The sequence below is a fragment of the Burkholderia sp. GbtcB21 genome (assembly GCF_019091065.1).
GTDB lineage: Bacteria > Pseudomonadota > Gammaproteobacteria > Burkholderiales > Burkholderiaceae > Burkholderia > Burkholderia pyrrocinia_C.
This window is the reverse complement of record NZ_JAGXKA010000004.1, coordinates 287,771-303,710: the sequence shown is the minus strand read 5'-3', so window position 1 is coordinate 303,710 and position 15,940 is coordinate 287,771. Positions and strand designations below refer to the sequence as shown.

The following is a 15,940-nucleotide window of genomic DNA, read 5'->3' as shown; positions in this document are numbered from 1 at the left end:
TGCAAGCGCGCCGCTACGCGTCGTACGCAGCCATCACGAGCCATAGCTCGCGGCCGTCGTCTCGCACCCTCGCCGCCAGCGCATACGGATCGGCCGGCTCGCATGCGCGCTGCAGCGCGAAGCGCGCCGGCTCGGTCGAGCCGAACGTCTCGTCGCCGAGCGGCCGCACGTCGGCCTTGCCCTCGAACATCCGGCACTCGGGCCGGTAGATCAGCGGTTCGTGTTTCCACGTATCGAAATGGCTCTTCACCGAATCGAATCCGCCGCCGCATACGTTGATCTCGTAGCGTACGCCTGGTCGTCGTTTCGGAATCATCGTCGTGTCTCCGCTTGATGCGCGCACCGCAGGCACCGGGTGCGCGCGCGTTGCTGCAATGGACGTATTCATCGTCGTCGTCTTCGTCTTCGCCGCCGACGTGGCAAATCGCGTGCCGCGTGCGATCCGGGAACGGCCGTTGCGGGAAATCCGCGTCATCGTTACCGATACGGAGCTTCGCCATGAAGGATTCGACCCGGTCCGGCCACACGCCGGAGCGCAAGCAGCGACCCTCCCCATCGCAGCCGCTGAAGCCTGAGGACCGTACGCACACGCGCCATTCGGAACGCCATATCGACAAGCAGCTCGAGGACACGTTTCCGGCCAGCGACCCGCCCGCGACCGGCGGCATCACGCGCATCGAGCCCGACACGCCGCCCGGCACGCACGACGACGGGCCGTGGCAGGACAAGCGCGAACGCCGCGACAAATGACGGCGACGAACGACAGGCCGCGCGCGCCGCACGGCATGCGGTTTGCTGAATGGAATGTGCTGGAACATCGCCCCCCCCCAACCTGCAAGGAGGACTTTCATGCATCGCGTCAACGAAATCATGTCGCAGGACGTCGTGTGCATCGCGCCGACCGACTCGATCCGCCATGCCGCGCAACTGATGGAGCGCTACGACATCGGCGCGCTGCCCGTGTGCGACAACAACCGGCTGATCGGGATGGTGACGGACCGCGATCTCGCAGTGCGCGCGATCTCGGCCGGCAAGCCGCCGGAGACGCGAATTCACGAAGTCGCGTCGGGCCCGATCGAATGGTGCTTCGACGACGATTCGCTGGAAGAGATCCAGCACTACATGGCAGACGCGCAGTTGCGCCGCCTGCCCGTCGTCGATCACGACAAGCGGCTGGTCGGCATGCTGTCGCTCGCGGACATCGCGACGCGCTCGGCCGGCCCGACGCACGACGACGTCGCGAACACGCTCGAAGGCGTGTCGCAGCCGAGGCAGACGTGACGGGTCGAGCCTGCGCTTCGCCCCGTCCCGACCACCCGCGCGACCCGCGGCCCGCCCGGGCACGATCGCGCACCACGCAGCCTGGAGGAAACACCATGCAGACTTCCAATCAAGGTCAGACCCGCATCATCGGCAAGGGCGCCGCAACGGCGGCCGGTCCCGGCCCCGACGTCATGGCGGCCAATACGCTGGAAGGCGACAAGGTCTACACGACCGACGGCGACGACGTCGGCAAGATCAAGGACATCATGCTCGACGTGCGTTCGGGCCGCATCGCGTACGCGGTGCTGTCGAGTGGCGGCCTGCTCGGCATCGGCGACAAGTTGCTCGCGATCCCGTGGAGCGCGCTGACGCTCGACACCGAGCGCAAGTGCTTCCTGCTGTCGGTGTCGTCGGAGCGGATCAAGAACGCCCCCGGCTTCGACAAGGACCACTGGCCGGCGATGGCCGATCCGCAATGGGCCGAGCCGCTGCACGAGTACTACGGCAGTGCGCCGTACTGGAGCCCCGGCGACGAGCTCGGGCTGACCGATCCGACCGAGGAACTGAACAATCCGCGCACCCGCGACCCTCATTGATCGTTCGCGACCGGCCGACACGCCCCGCGCATGCGGGGCTTTTTTTCGTCTGCCGGCCGACCCCATTGATAACCATACGACATCAATCCATCCAAAAATCGCACTTATCGTTTCTCCGTCTCCGGGCGAACATTGCCAAAACGACAATCGATCGCCTTCCGCGCGTTGCCTGAATTTTTCTGGAGACACCCCCGATGCACCCCTCGCCCAGCCTTCCGACCGGACGTTCGAAGGCCGCCGCGGTATTCCGCGTCACGGCCGGCAACTTCCTCGAGCAGTTCGACTTCTTCCTGTTCGGCTTCTATGCGACGCAGATCGCCGCCGTGTTCTTTCCCGCCGCGAGCGAGTTCGCTTCGCTGATGATGACGTTCGCCGTGTTCGGCGCCGGCTTCCTGATGCGGCCGCTGGGCGCGATCGTGCTGGGCGCGTACATCGACGACGTCGGCCGCCGCAAGGGCCTCATCGTCACGCTGGCCATCATGGCAAGCGGCACCATCCTGATCGCGTTCGTACCGGGCTACGCGACGATCGGCCTGCTCGCACCCGCGCTCGTGCTGATCGGGCGACTGCTGCAGGGCTTTTCGGCAGGTGCCGAGCTGGGCGGCGTGTCGGTCTATCTTGCCGAGATGGCCACGCCCGGCCGCAAGGGCTTCTACACGAGCTGGCAGTCGGCCAGCCAGCAGGTCGCGATCGTCGTCGCGGCGGGCCTCGGCTTCGCGCTCAATCAATGGCTCAGCGCATCGGCCATCGCCGCATGGGGATGGCGCGTGCCGTTCTTCGTCGGCTGCACGATCGTGCCGTTCATTTTCATGCTGCGTCGCAACCTGGAGGAAACGCAGGAATTCAAGGCGCGCCGGCATCGTCCCGGCATGAAGGAAGTGTTCGGAACGCTGGTCCAGAACTGGGGCGTGGTTCTCGCAGGCATGATGCTGGTCGCGATGACGACCACGAGCTTCTACCTGATCACGGTCTACGCGCCGACCTTCGGCAAGACGGTTCTGCACCTGAGCACCGCGGACAGCCTGCTCGTGACGCTGTGCGTCGGCGTGTCGAACTTCGTGTGGCTTCCGATCGGCGGTGCGCTGTCGGACAGGATCGGCCGCCGGCCGCTGCTCGTCGGCATGACGGTGCTCGCGATCGCGACCGCCTATCCTGCACTGTCGCTGCTCGCTCATGCGCCGTCGTTCGTCAACATGCTGCTCGTCCTTCTGTGGCTGTCGTTCATGTACGGGATCTATAACGGCGCGATGATCGTCGCGCTGACGGAAGTGATGCCGGTGGAGGTGCGCGTGGCAGGCTTCTCGCTCGCCTACAGCCTCGCGACGGCCGTATTCGGCGGCTTCACGCCCGCCATCTCGACGGCGCTGATTCACATGACCGGCGACAAGGCTGCACCGGGCTACTGGATGAGCCTCGCCGCGGTGTGCGCGCTGCTGGCGACGTTCGCCCTCTATCGCCGCCGGACGCCGACGCTGACGCCCGCGCACTGAAGCCCCAAACCGAGCAACCTGCCCCGACTCCGCACGACGACAACCATGAAAAACCCGCTCCTGAAACTGTGCGCGACCGCGCTCGTCGCCACCGCCGCAGTCACCGCGAATGTACAGGCCGCCGAGCTGCACGTAATGAGCTCGGGCGGCTTCACCGCGGCCTACAAGCTCCTTGGCCCGCAGTTCGCGTCCCGCACGGGCAACACGCTCGACACCGCGCTCGGCCCGTCGATGGGCAAGGCGCCCGAAGCGATTCCGAACCGGCTCGCGCGCGGTGAGCCTGCCGACGCGGTGATCATGGTCGGCTACGCGCTCGACGACCTGATCAAGCAAGGCAAGGTAATCCCCGGATCGCGCGTCGAGCTGGCCGATTCCCGCATCGGCATGGTCGTGCGCGACGGCGCGGCGAAACCCGACATCAGCTCGGCCGAAGGCCTGAAGCAAGCGCTGCTGCATGCAAAGTCGGTCGCCTACTCGGATAGCGCGAGCGGCGTCTACATCGAGCGGGAGTTGTTCAGGAAGCTCGGCATCGACGACCAGATGAAATCGAAGGCGAAGATGATCCCGCGGATTCCGGTCGCGTCCGTGGTCGCGAACGGCGACTACGAAATCGGCTTCCAGCAGGTGAGCGAACTGCTGCCCGTTCAGGGCGCGACCTTCGTCGGCAAGATTCCCGAATCGCTGCAGTCCGTCACACGCTTCGCCGCCGGCATCCCCGTCGGCGCGCAACATCCAAAGGAAGCGAAGGCACTCCTCGACTATCTCGCATCGCCCGACGTGCAGGCGCAAGTAAAGTCGACCGGACTGGATTCCGTCTCCGCCCCTTGAGCACGAACCACGGGAAGGCGTGCGTCAGACAGCCTTCCCGTCGCGCCCGGCGTTGTCCGCGGCATCATCGGCGCAGTCGAGGTTCGCTGGCTCGGCCGCGCTCAGTACCCGCGCGAGCCGCGCACGATCGCACTCCCCTTCCCACGACGAAACGAAGATCACCGCGCACGCATTGCTGATCACGCTCGTCAGCGCGCGCGCCTCGGACATGAAGCGATCGATGCCGACCAGCAGCGCGACCCCGGCAACCGGCAGGTCGGGCATCACGGCGAGCGTCGCGACGAGCGCGACGAGCCCGCTGCCGGACACGCCGGCCGCCCCCTTCGACGTGAGCAGCATGACGGCGAGCATCGCCGCGATTTGCGGCGCGGAAAGCGGCACGTCGCACGCCTGCGCGATGAACAATGCCGCGAGCGTCAGGTAGATCGCGGTGCCGTCCAGGTTGAACGAATAGCCGGCCGGCAGCACGAGCCCCACGACGCCCTTGTCGCACCCCAGCGACTCCAGCTTGACGATCAGCCGCGGCAACACCGGCTCCGTGGACGAGGTCGCGAGGACGATGAGCAATTCCTCGCGCAGGTAGCGCAACAGCCGCCACAACGCGAAACCGTGCAGTCGTGCGAGCGGCGCAAGCACCAGCGCAACGAACAGCACGCAGGCAACGTAGAACGACGCCATCAGCCTCGCGAGCGAGCCGACCGAGCCGATGCCGAAGCGGCCCACCGTGAACGCCATCGCGCCGAATGCGCCGAGCGGAGCGAGCCGCATGATCATCGCGAGCACGCGAAAGACGATCTGCGCGACGCCGTCGATCAGCGCCAGCACGGGCCGACCGGCCTGCGGATACGCGTTCAGCGAAAAACCGAACAGCAGCGACAGCAGCAGCACCGGCAGCACCTCGCCCGTGCGGAACGCGCCGAGCATCGTGTCCGGGATCACGCTCAGCGCGAACTCGACGAGCCCGTGCGGTTGCGCATGCCGTACATATTGCGCGAGGATGCTCGAATCGAGATGGCGCACGTCGACGTGCATGCCGGCGCCGGGCCGCAGCACGAACGCGGTGACGAGCCCGAATGCGAGTGCGGCGGCGGTCAGCAGATAGAACAGCACCAGCGCGCGCACGATCGTGCGCCCGATGGCCTTGCCGTTCGCCAGCGACGTGATGCCGGAGACGATCGTGCAAAACACGATCGGCGCGATCATCATCCGCACGAGGCCGACGAATGCATCGCTGAGCGGCTTGAGCAGCGCGCCCGCCGACGGCCAGAAGTGGCCGACGCTCACGCCGAGCACCATCGCCAGCAGAACCTGCACGTAGAGCGAACGAAGCGGTCTTGCCAGCCTCACGATGCGGTGCTCCCCGATGTTCCGGCCGTAGGCCCGATCGTCGTCATCGGGATGCGTCGCCGCTTGCCGCACCGGCGCGTTTCGCGTCGACGATCGCCCGGTGAAACTCCTCCGCGGCCGGCGTCAGCGCGCGGCCGCGCCGTTTCACGATGCCCACCCGGCGCTTGACCACCGGTTCGACCAGGGGCACGCTCGTGAGCACGGGATGGTCGTGTCCGGGCATCGCCATCGACGGTACCGCGGCGACGCCGAGCCCGGCTTCGATCAATCCGAGCAGGGTCGTCACGTGGCGCGTCTCGCACACGCTCGGCGCCCGCGGCGCGACGGTCGTCAATGCCTGGTCGAGCAGCAGGCGGTTGCCGGAAGTCTTGTCCACCGACACATACTCGTACTCGTAAAGCTCGTTCCAGGTCACGCGCTTCTTGCGCGCGAGCGGATGATCGCGCCGGCACGCGGCAACAAACCGTTCCTGCAGCAGCAGTTTGAACTCGATCTCCGGCTCCTGGCTGCCCATGAAACTCACGCCGAAATCGGCCTCGCCGCTGATGACCGCGCCCAGCACGTCGTTCGCGCTCGCATCCAGCAGCTTGACCCTGATGCGCGGAAAGCGGCGATGATAGCTCGCGATCACGTTCGGCAGGAAGTAGTAGGCCACCGACGGCACGCATGCGATCGTCACATGACCGAGGCGGCTCGACGAAACGTCGCGGATGCCGAGCAGCGCGACGTCGAGATCGTCCAGCAGTTGCTCGGCGCTCGGCGCGAACACGCGCCCGACGGTGGTCAGCGTGACGCTGCGGGTGGTGCGCTCGAACAACCGCACGCCGAGCGCTTCCTCGAGTTTGTCGATCCGGCGACTCAGCGCGGGCTGCGAAATGCTGATCGCGTCGGCGGCCTTTCGGAAGCTTCCCAGCTCCACCACCGCGCGAAACGCCTGCAAATCGGTCAAATCGAAGTTGATTCCCACGGACCACGTCTCCACATTTCAGATGCCGGGTATTTTGCATGATTCGGGCAAGCTCACCCAGCCGGGAGATGCCCGGCTCCGACGCCTGCTACGCGCGGTGCCGCAGCGCATCGATCACGACGGAGAACGCGCGCGATGCCTGGCGGCGGCTCGGATAATACGCGTGATAGCCGGGAAAGACCGGGCACCAGTCCGGCATCACGATGCGCAGCGTGCCGCTGCGCACGTGTTCGAGCACGATGTCTTCGGTGACGAACGCGATCCCGAACCCGTCGAGCGCGGCCTGCACCATGTGCGGCTGCGTATTGCAGGTGATCCGTCCGTTCACGCGCGCCTGGATCTCGTTCCTGCCCTTCTTCAGCTCCCACGCATAGATGCCCTTCGCGGTCGCGAGCCGCAGCGTCACGCAGTCGTGGTCGAGCAGGTCCTGCGGCGATTTCGGCGGCTTGCGACCGTCGAGATAGGCGGGCGACGCGACCATCGCCATCCGGATGTCCGGGCTGATGCGCACCGCGATCATGTCCTTCGCGACCTGGTCGCCGTAACGCACGCCGATGTCGTAGCGTTCCTCGACGATGTTCGACAGCCCGTAGTCGACCGACAGCTCGACGCGGATGTCCGGGTAATCGGGCAGCACTTTCCTGAGCTTCGGCCACACGATCGTGTCGATCGGATGCTCGGTGGCAGTGATGCGCACGACACCGGCCGGCTTGTCGCGGAAATCGGACACGGCGGCGAGCTTCATTTCGATTTCGTCGATGCGCGGCGCGACGGCCTGAAACAGTTCTTCCCCTGCTTCGGTCGTCGACACGCTGCGTGTCGTGCGCGTCAGCAGCCGCACGCCGAGCCGCGTTTCGAGATCGCGCACCGTCTGGCTCAGCGCCGATTGCGACACGCCGAGCCGGGCCGCCGCGCGCGTGAAGCTCCGGTCGCGCGCCACCGCGAGAAACACGAGCAGATCGTTGAGGTTTTCGCGCGGCATGTCGGGCGGCTCCTGTCGAAACGGACGCCCATCCTAGCACCGACACCGCCCGGGACCGCCCGGCGCGACTTCCGCCGATTCATCGGCGCAGCTTATAAGTCCAAGCGCGCCGTGCTACTTAATCGATCGGATTCGAGCCGATAGACTGCGAAGCCTTCCGGTTCCCGCTCAGCCACCGCACGCGTCGGGACCGTCCACGCATTCTTTCCCGGAGCCCGCTCGTGAAACCTCTTCTTCGCTTTTTCGCAGTCGCGCTTGCCGCCTCCAGCCCGTTGCTCGCTCATGCGCTGGGGCTGACGCGCGAGCAGGTGCGCGAGGACATGATTCGCTACGAAGCCGCCGGTTTCAATCCGGCGCGCGCCAATCCGCGCACGTGGGTCGACGACGCACAGGCCGCGGCTGCAAGCGTAGCCGGCGCGCGCGATGCCGGCGGCCGCACCCGCGTGGCCGATCGCAGCACGGCCGGCGCCCGCTGCGACTGATGCGCGTTTGCGCCGCGATTCCACCCGACCCGAGCCGATGTCGACGATGCAAGCCGCTTCCACCTCCGATCGCGACGATGCGACCGTTCGCCCCGCCGCATGGGGCGCCGTCCTCGCGATGGCGCTTGGCGCGTTCGCGCTCGTCGCGTCCGAATTCATGCCGGTCAGCCTGCTGACGCCGATCGCGAGCGACCTGCATATCAGCGAAGGCCTGGCGGGCCAGGCGATTTCCGTGTCCGGCGCATTCGCGCTCGCGACGAGCCTGTTGATCGCGTCGCTGGCCGGAAGGCGCGACCGCAAGCGGCTGCTGCTCGTGCTGACGCTGCTGACGATCGTGTCCGGCACGGTCGTCGCACTCGCGCCGAACTACCCCGCCTTCATCGCGGGGCGCGCGCTGATCGGCATCGCGATCGGCGGCTTCTGGTCGATGTCGGCCGCGACCGCGATGCGCCTGGTGCCCGATGCGCAGGTGTCGCGCGCGCTCGCGATCGTCAACGGCGGCAATGCGCTCGCGACCGTCGTCGCCGCGCCGCTCGGCAGCTTTCTCGGCGGCATCGTCGGCTGGCGCTGGGCGTTCTTTTGCGTCGTGCCGATCGCGGCGATCGCGTTCGGCTGGAAGCTCGTCAGCCTGCCGCCGATGAAAACCGCGTCACGCGCGGCGCCGGCCAATGCGCTGAAGCTGCTCGCCCGTCGGCCGGTCGCGCTCGGCATGGCGGCCGTCAACCTGCTGTTCATGGGGCAGTTTGCGCTGTTCACGTACCTGCGCCCCTTCCTCGAAACGGAGACGCACGTCGGCCATACCGCGCTGTCGCTGATGCTCCTCGTCATCGGCGTGGCCGGTGTCGCGGGGACGATCCTGATCGGTGCGTTCCTGAAGAACGCGCTCTACCGGACGCTCGTCGTCACCCCGCTGCTGATGGCGGCGATCGCCGTCGCGCTCGCATGGTGCGGCGCGTCGACGGCGGCCACCGCGGGCCTGCTTGCCTTGTGGGGGCTGACCGGAACGGCCGCGCCCGTCGGCTGGTGGACGTGGCTCGCGCGCACGCTGCCGCACGATGCCGAAGCCGGCGGCGGGCTGATGGTCGCGGTCGTGCAGCTCGCGATCGCGCTCGGCGCAACGACGGGCGGCCTGCTGTACGACGCGCACGGCTATCGCGCGACGTTCGCGACGAGCGCGGCGCTGCTCGTCTTCGCCGGCGTGCTGGCGTGCGCCGCCGGACGCGCCGCCGTGCCGCACGCCGCCGCGAAGCCGTGATACCGGCGGCTCGGCCCGGGCCTGCTCGCGGGCGCATCCGACGCCGACCCGAGCAACGTCGCCGTCTACGCGCAGGTGGGCAGCCAGTTCGGCTTCAACACGCTGTGGATGGTCGTCGACATGCTGACGCGATCCGGCTCGGTCGAATCGTTGCGCCCACAACGTGATGGCACGTGATGGCAGCCGGGCCGCCGGCAATCCGCCGCTGCCCGGCTGGCGCGCCCGTCACATCAGCCCGTCACATCATCTTGCCGCGCGAACGTTCGGCGCGTGCCGCATCGGCCGCCGACTCGACCTTCTTCACTTCCTCCGGCGGCGGCAGCACGGCCTTGAAGCCCATCGACTCGATCCACATCTCGCGTGCCCAGCCGCGCGTGTGGTACAGGTGGTGATCCTCGTCTGCCTCGACCTCGTCGTGCGCGCCCTTCAGCACCTTCGCGGCATCGCCCGACAACTGGTCGGCCGCATAGCCGATCAGTTCCCAGTTCAGGTGGTCCTTGGTCTCGGCGAGCACCACGCATTCGGCCGCGACGACCTGCGCGACGGCCGGATCGGCCTGCTTGCGCGCCTGCTCGATCACGTGGACGAGCGACTTCCCGGTGGCCGCCACCGCACTGCGTCCGGGCGACTGCGCGTCGGGGTCCATGCCGAGCGCGTCGAACACCTTGCGCAGCACCTCCTGATGATGGAGCGTCTCGCGGTGGTACTTCTCCCATTCCTTGTGCAAATCCTCGTCGGTCGCGCACTGCAGCGCAGCCTCGTAGATCTTCGCGCCGCCAAGCTCGGTTTCATACGCCTGACAAAGCAGTTCGCGGATGCCTTCGTGCTTCTGTTGCCGGTGTGCCATGAATGTCTCCAGGATACGGCCGCGCATGCGGCCCGGGGTTGAACGGGCACGCGTTATTGCGTACCCACCTTGCGTTCGAGCGCCTGTGCCATGCTCAGGTGATGCCTGAGCGTCGGCAGCGCGGCGCTCGCGAACGCGCGCAGTTCGGCGTCCCTGCCGTCGCGCGCCTCGCCTTCGAACAGCGCGACGGCCTTGCGGTGCGCATCGGGGCCGGCCGCCGCGACGTATGCGACATCGAAATCGCGGCCGCTCTTGCCGCGCAGCGCCTCGACGTCCGGGTCCGCGATCTGATCGGCCTGCGGCTTCATGCCCTTGCGCGCGGCAATCTCGTTCAGCCGCGCGTTCGCCTTGCCGTGATCGGCCACCATGCGCTGCGCGAACGCGCGCACGTCCGGCGACTGCGCCTGCTTCAGCGCAAGCTGGCTCGCCTGCACCTCGGCCTTGCCGGCGATCGCGGCCTTGTCGATGAATTCCGCGTCGCCGCCTTGCGGCGCCTTCACGATGCGCGCGTCGCCAGCGCCCGACGACGGGTCGATCACGCCGCCCGGCATCTGCGCATGCGCGAGGCCCGGGACAGCGAGCGCGAGCGCGGCGAGTGCCGCGATCGTCCAGTTGAACGGCTTCATCCGTCTTCTCCTTGCTTGGGGGCGGCCGGGACGGACAACCGCCCGCCGCTGCCGATCGAACCGCCGTTCGGGCGCGATGTCCGGCCCGTCCCGCCGCTCGCGAAATCGGACACGAGCGGCACGTTGCAGCCGATCAGTTCGTCCTGCTCCCCGGCGCGGCGTCGTCCGGCCGGCGCACCGGATCGAAGTCGCGCCATTCGCCGTCCTGCCAGTCGCCTTCGACGCGCTCGATCGACATCGCGCCGCTCGCGCGCAGCACGCCCTCCGCCGTGTTCGCGGTATCGGACGTCACGCGCGCGGCCAGGATCACGCCGGTGTCGCTGTGCGCGAGCGCGCCCTTGCCTTCGGCGCGCTCGCCGCGCATCCGGCCGAGCGCGCCGCCGAACGCGCCGAGATACGCGCCGGCCAGCACGCCGGCGGCCGGTACGAACCACTCGCGCACGCCGAGTGCGTAAACGGCCAGCCCCGCGACGGCGCCGATCAGCAACCCGCGCATCGCGCCGATCATCGCGCCGCGGCCGCCCGGCTTAGCCGCCGAGTCGGCATATACGTCGCCGCCGATCGGAAAGCGCGCATGCTGGCCGCCCGGGTTCAGGAAGAAGATCGACACGTCGTCCGGGCCGAACGCGCGTTCGTACAGATAGCGCGCCCCGCCTTCCGCTTCATCGAACGTCGTGAAGCGGCCTGCGACGATCATCGCCATGTTCGTCTCCTCGTAACGGTGCGCCGGGCGTACGGCGCGGCACGGCGGCGCTCACATCAGCCGCCCGAGTTCCTTCGACACGGACGCCGGCGTGCCGTATTCGCGATCGGGAATGCGCGTGAGCAGGTCGATCACGCCGCGGTCCGCATGCGCGCGCTCCGCGCACTGGACGACGTCCGCCTTGCTCGCCGGATAGTCGAGCCCCTTCAGCGTCTTCCGGATGTCGACCGGGCCCGGCGCCTTGCCGTGCCCTGCCTGGTGGCCGCCCTTGTCGCGGTCCTGCACCGCGCGCTCGCCTTCGTGCGAACGCGAGCGACTGAGTTCGTGGCCCGTATGCAATCGGGATGTCATCGAAGCCTCCTTCGGAAAAAATGCCGGGCTCGGCTCACGTGGAAGCGCGTCGCGAACGCGCGAGCGCGGCGACCACGAGCGCCGCGCCCAGCGCGACCGCACCCGCGACCTTCGGCCGCTGCACCACCGTGTTGTACGCGCAACCGCGCAGCACCGGCCCGTCCATGCCTTCGCGCTCGTGCAGCGCGTGGCGCGACTCATACAGCGCGTTGTCGTCGCGCGGCCGCGCGGGCCGCACCGTGCGCTGGCCGCGCGAGAACAGCGTGGCCGCGACGCGATCGAACAGGTGCGGCGCGTGGTACGCGCTCGCCGACGCGAATTTCGCGGCGCCGCCGACGAACAGCGTGCGGCGCGCGTGCGCGGCCGCGAACAGGATCGCGTCGGCGACGAGGGTGGGGTCGTAGATCGGCGGCGGCAGCTTCGCCTCGACGTTCATGTAGTTCTTCGCGTGCATCACGAACATCGTGTCGATCGCTGCCGGCTTGATCAGCGTGACGGATACGGGCAGGTGGTCCGCTTCCATTTCGAGCCGCAGCGAATCGGTGAAGCCCTTCACCGCATGTTTCGACGCGACGTAGGCGCTTTGCAGCGGCACCGGCGCGTCGGACGCCTCGCTGCCCATGTTGATGATCGCGCCGCCGTGGAAATCGCTCTTGCGCCGGAAATGGTCGGACGCGACGAGCGACCCGTGCACGACGCCCCAGTAGTTGGTATCGAACAGCCGCCGCTGATCCTCGAGCGGCACGGCGGCCGCCGTGCCGAAGATCGACACGCCCGCGTTGTTGATCCACGTGTCGAAACCACCATATGTATCGACCGCGGTCGCGGCCGCGCGCTGCAGATCCTCGATGTTGCCGACGTCGCCGGCGACCGGCACCGCGAGACCGCCGTGCTGGCGGATTTCGTCGCACAGCGTGTTCAGCGCCTCCTGGTTGCGTGCGAACAGCACGAGCTTCGCGCCGCGCCGTGCCGCCTTGCGCGCGGTGACGAGGCCGATGCCGCTGGTCGCGCCGGTAATCACGATCGTCTGCTCGCCGACCGGTTTGAGCATGCAGTTCATGACTGGACTCCTGTTACGGCGCCGACGTCACTTGGGCCGGATGGTCAGCTGATCGCGCACGCTCCGTACGCCGTCGAGCTGCTTCACGACGCCGACGGCCTGCGTACGCTGCTGCTCGTCGGGCACGCTGCCGGTGAGCGTCACGATGCCGCGCCGCGTCTTCACATGGATGTCGCCGGCCGTCAGGCCGCTCGTGCCGATGAGTTCGGCCTTCGCCTTGGTCGTGATCGTCGCGTCGCGGATCTTCGTGCCGGTCGTCGAATGCGACGACGACGCGGCGCTGTCGTCGCCGGCGGCGAGTACGTTCGGCGCGACCATTGCGCATGCCGTGGCCGCGGCAATCGCGACGGCCATGCCGATGCGCTTCGCGGGGTGACTGCCCGATCGCGCGGAACGGGCTTGCAGCGGGAATATCCTCATCGTGACCTCCTTTCGTCGGGCCGGCATGGCCGGCGGGCACGTGTCACCCGCGCAAGGCGCGTGCCGCGGCGCCGGCGCCGCATGCACGCGCGTGGCGCCTTGTGGAGGTGCTTTCATCCAATGCGTTGTAATTTTTTCGGCGTGTATCTGCCGGGCATGACGATTGCCCGGCGATGGGTAACGGGCGGGTAACAGGCGTGTATTGGGTGGGCAACGGGCGCGCGTCGACGCGCCCGCCTGCATCGGCGGCGACATCATGCAGGGAATCGCATCGATCGGCGAACGCGCGCCGGCGCGGGAAAGATATGCCTGTGGAATCCTCGGCGCGACGGCGCGCTACCGCATGCGCGGCGTCAACCGTTGCGCTTCGTTATCTGCGCAATCTTGCGTGCCAGTTCGCGCACGTCGACGGGCTTGCACAGATAACCTTCGAACCCGGCTTCGAGCGCGCGGCGTTCGTCGGCGAGGCCCGCGTGCGCGGTCACGGCCAGCACGCGCAGGTCGGTCAGCGCACCGTCGCCGTTCATCGCGCTGCGCCGCAGCGCGTCGAGCAACCAGAAGCCGTCGCCGTCCGGCATCGCGAGATCGGACAGCACGACGGTCGGCCGCATGTCGGCGGCCACCGCGAGCGCTTCCCGGCCCGACGACGCGATCGCGACGGTCGCGCCGAACGTGGTCAGCGCGGCGGTCAGGCTCGCGCGCGTCGTTGCATCGTCGTCGACGATCAGGATGCGCTGCGTATCCAGCACGAGCGGCTCGTGACGGCCATCCGCCTGCGCGATCCCCCAGGCCATCGCGCCCATCGGCTGCCAGCCGGCCGGCAGCGTCACCGTAAACGTCGCGCCGCGATTGCGGCCCGCGCTCTGGACGGCCACGCTGCCGCCGTGCAGTTCCGCGATATGCCGCACGATCGACAGGCCGAGCCCGAGGCCGCGCCGCGACGACGCGGGCGAATCGTCCGCACGGCGGAACATGTCGAACACGAACGGCGCGAACTCCGCCGCGATACCCTGCCCGGTGTCGGACACGGTCAGCACCACGCGCGTATCGACACGCGCCAGCGCGACCGTCACGGCGCCGCCGCTCGGCGTGAACTTGAGCGCGTTCGACACGAGATTCGACAGCATCTGCCGCAGCCGCTCGGCATCGCCCGACACGATGCAGGTGGCCGCCGTGCATTCGAACTCGAGCACGATACCGGCCGACGACGCGGCCGTCTGGAACGCGCCGACCGAGTCGGAGAACAGCCGCACGACATCCACCGGCATCGCGTCGAGCTGCAGCTTGCCGGTCGCGAGCGACGATGCGTCGAGGATGTCGCCGACCATCCGCGTGAGCGAGCGCGCGCTGCGGTCGATCGCGTCGATCGCCTGCTGCTGCAGCGCGTCGTCGCCCGAGTTGCGCAACACCTCGACCCAGCCGTAGATCACGTTCAGCGGCGTGCGCAATTCATGCGACACCGTCGCAAGCAATTCGTCCTTCAGACGGTTCGACGTATCGGCCTGGTCTCGTGCATGGCGCGCGCGCTGCAGCGAGCGCAGCGTGCGCAGGTCGCGCAGGCGCTGCGCGCCGGTTTCGCGCAATGTCAGCGACAGCGCGACGCACGCACGCGCGTCGCCGCTCACCGGGCCCGCCGCCGCCGTCGCACGAAAGCGCCGGCCATCGCGTCGCACGCACAGCAGGTCGATCGGCCCGACCGGTTCGCGCATATCGTCGAACGATTCGGCGAACGGCCTGCGTTTCAGCCAGCGCATCGCGACCAGCGATTCGAACGCGCGACCGAGCGCATCGCCTTCGTCATAGCCGAACAGGCGCTGCGCGGCCGGGTTCCAGCTGACGATGCGGCCGTCGGCATCGACGCCGACGATCGCGTCCGGCGATGCGTCGACCACCGCGCGCTGCAGCCGCGACGCGTCGACGCGCGAACGGTCCGCGCCGGCATCGCGCAACAGCAGCACCGCGCCGTCGATGTTGCCGTCGGTATCGGCGATCGGCGACGCGACCTCGACGATCGGCACCGGCTCGCGGCCGTCCGCATGCAGCCAGTGCTGGTCGGACACGACGCCCGCGCCGCCGAGCGCGCGATCGAGCGGCGTCGCCGGCACGCGGCGGCCGGCGCGATCGAACACCCGCAGCACGTCGCGCGCGGCGCGGCCCGTCGCATCGCCCGGCGCGCAGCCGACGAGTGCGGCCGCGGCCGCGTTCATGTACGTGAGCCGTCCGTTCGTATCGGTTGCGATCACACCATGCGGTAGCGCCTGCAACATGGCTGCGAGCCGCCGATGCGCGGCCGCTTCGCGCCGGCGCGCGTGTTCGTTCGTGAGTCGCGCGTGCCGCAGCATCGACGCAATCGCGCAGACGAGCGCGCCGACCAGCACGAGCATCCCGAGCCGGACGAGCCGCTCGGGCAACGGCTCCGTATAGGCAGCCGGATCGGACAGGAACAGCGTCCACACGAGCATGCCGCTGATCACGGTCGCCACCATCCCGAACAGGAACGAAGTGGCCCACGCGGCGCCCGCGAGCAACGGATAGTAGAGGACGAACGGCAGGTTCACGCCGCCGAATCGGATCGCGAGCGCCTGCAGCACGGTCGCGATCGCGACCAGCATCACGGCCGTTGCGTAATTCCCGGCGCGCATTCGCGAGAAGTCGATCATCGGATACGCTCCTGCCGCGCGACGACGATGCGCGACGCCACGCGGGAACGGGTGCACGGGCGC

General features: G+C 68.4%; 18 protein-coding genes. 7 read left to right on the top strand and 11 right to left on the bottom strand.

Annotated elements, in window-relative coordinates:
• Positions 1–13 precede the first annotated feature (13 nt).
• Positions 14–316, bottom strand: coding sequence for a hypothetical protein (locus KVT39_RS12295; RefSeq protein ID WP_217589305.1), 303 nt, complete (start codon positions 314–316; stop codon positions 14–16).
• Between the two features lie 182 nt (positions 317–498).
• Here KVT39_RS12295 and KVT39_RS12290 point away from each other — a divergent pair, with 182 nt between their 5' ends.
• From KVT39_RS12290 to KVT39_RS12270, 5 genes are all read left to right on the top strand, one after another.
• Positions 499–750 carry a hypothetical protein gene (locus KVT39_RS12290; RefSeq protein ID WP_217589179.1) on the top strand — a complete coding sequence of 84 codons (252 nt, stop codon included), beginning with the start codon at positions 499–501 and terminating at the stop codon, positions 748–750.
• 99 nt (positions 751–849) lie between these two features.
• The gene (locus KVT39_RS12285) at positions 850–1,281 is read left to right on the top strand and encodes a CBS domain-containing protein (RefSeq protein WP_034184469.1); all 432 of its coding nucleotides are present in this window, start codon (positions 850–852) and stop codon (positions 1,279–1,281) included.
• Between the two features lie 95 nt (positions 1,282–1,376).
• A complete protein-coding gene (locus KVT39_RS12280; RefSeq protein ID WP_034184470.1) occupies positions 1,377–1,859 on the top strand; it encodes a PRC-barrel domain-containing protein in 483 nt (160 codons plus the stop codon).
• Between the two features lie 194 nt (positions 1,860–2,053).
• A complete protein-coding gene (locus KVT39_RS12275) occupies positions 2,054–3,349 on the top strand; it encodes an MFS transporter (RefSeq protein WP_034184471.1) in 1,296 nt (431 codons plus the stop codon).
• A gap of 45 nt (positions 3,350–3,394) precedes the next feature.
• On the top strand, positions 3,395–4,177 hold the full coding sequence (locus KVT39_RS12270; protein WP_034184472.1) for a substrate-binding domain-containing protein: 783 nt from the start codon (positions 3,395–3,397) through the stop codon (positions 4,175–4,177).
• Positions 4,178–4,201: 24 nt separating this feature from the next.
• Here the strand turns inward: KVT39_RS12270 and dctA are convergent, their stop codons facing one another.
• From dctA to KVT39_RS12255, 3 genes are all read right to left on the bottom strand, one after another.
• Positions 4,202–5,524 carry a C4-dicarboxylate transporter DctA gene (dctA, locus tag KVT39_RS12265; RefSeq protein ID WP_034184668.1) on the bottom strand — a complete coding sequence of 441 codons (1,323 nt, stop codon included), beginning with the start codon at positions 5,522–5,524 and terminating at the stop codon, positions 4,202–4,204.
• A 43-nt stretch (positions 5,525–5,567) separates the two neighbouring features.
• Positions 5,568–6,491 (bottom strand): LysR family transcriptional regulator, encoded by a 924-nt coding sequence (locus KVT39_RS12260; RefSeq protein ID WP_034184669.1) that lies wholly within the window; start codon positions 6,489–6,491, stop codon positions 5,568–5,570.
• 88 nt (positions 6,492–6,579) lie between these two features.
• A complete protein-coding gene (locus tag KVT39_RS12255) occupies positions 6,580–7,473 on the bottom strand; it encodes a LysR family transcriptional regulator (protein ID WP_217589178.1) in 894 nt (297 codons plus the stop codon).
• 221 nt (positions 7,474–7,694) lie between these two features.
• Here KVT39_RS12255 and KVT39_RS12250 point away from each other — a divergent pair, with 221 nt between their 5' ends.
• Entirely contained in the window at positions 7,695–7,955 is a 261-nt protein-coding gene (locus KVT39_RS12250) for a DUF4148 domain-containing protein (protein ID WP_105391560.1), read from the top strand.
• A 46-nt stretch (positions 7,956–8,001) separates the two neighbouring features.
• Positions 8,002–9,210, top strand: a complete 1,209-nt coding sequence (locus KVT39_RS12245) for an MFS transporter (protein ID WP_217589177.1) — start codon at positions 8,002–8,004, stop codon at positions 9,208–9,210.
• A 238-nt stretch (positions 9,211–9,448) separates the two neighbouring features.
• Here the strand turns inward: KVT39_RS12245 and KVT39_RS12240 are convergent, their stop codons facing one another.
• The 7 genes from KVT39_RS12240 to KVT39_RS12210 form a co-directional block, all read right to left on the bottom strand.
• Entirely contained in the window at positions 9,449–10,057 is a 609-nt protein-coding gene (locus KVT39_RS12240; RefSeq protein WP_105391561.1) for a DUF892 family protein, read from the bottom strand.
• Between the two features lie 53 nt (positions 10,058–10,110).
• A complete protein-coding gene (locus tag KVT39_RS12235; RefSeq protein ID WP_217589174.1) occupies positions 10,111–10,683 on the bottom strand; it encodes a DUF4142 domain-containing protein in 573 nt (190 codons plus the stop codon).
• A 133-nt stretch (positions 10,684–10,816) separates the two neighbouring features.
• On the bottom strand, positions 10,817–11,386 hold the full coding sequence (locus KVT39_RS12230; protein WP_217589173.1) for a hypothetical protein: 570 nt from the start codon (positions 11,384–11,386) through the stop codon (positions 10,817–10,819).
• A gap of 51 nt (positions 11,387–11,437) precedes the next feature.
• Positions 11,438–11,737 (bottom strand): DUF2795 domain-containing protein, encoded by a 300-nt coding sequence (locus KVT39_RS12225; protein ID WP_034184478.1) that lies wholly within the window; start codon positions 11,735–11,737, stop codon positions 11,438–11,440.
• Positions 11,738–11,771: 34 nt separating this feature from the next.
• Positions 11,772–12,797, bottom strand: coding sequence for an SDR family oxidoreductase (locus tag KVT39_RS12220; protein ID WP_034184479.1), 1,026 nt, complete (start codon positions 12,795–12,797; stop codon positions 11,772–11,774).
• A 27-nt stretch (positions 12,798–12,824) separates the two neighbouring features.
• The gene (locus KVT39_RS12215; protein WP_217589171.1) at positions 12,825–13,217 is read right to left on the bottom strand and encodes a BON domain-containing protein; all 393 of its coding nucleotides are present in this window, start codon (positions 13,215–13,217) and stop codon (positions 12,825–12,827) included.
• A gap of 353 nt (positions 13,218–13,570) precedes the next feature.
• Entirely contained in the window at positions 13,571–15,877 is a 2,307-nt protein-coding gene (locus KVT39_RS12210) for an ATP-binding protein (RefSeq protein WP_217589169.1), read from the bottom strand.
• Positions 15,878–15,940 lie beyond the last annotated feature (63 nt).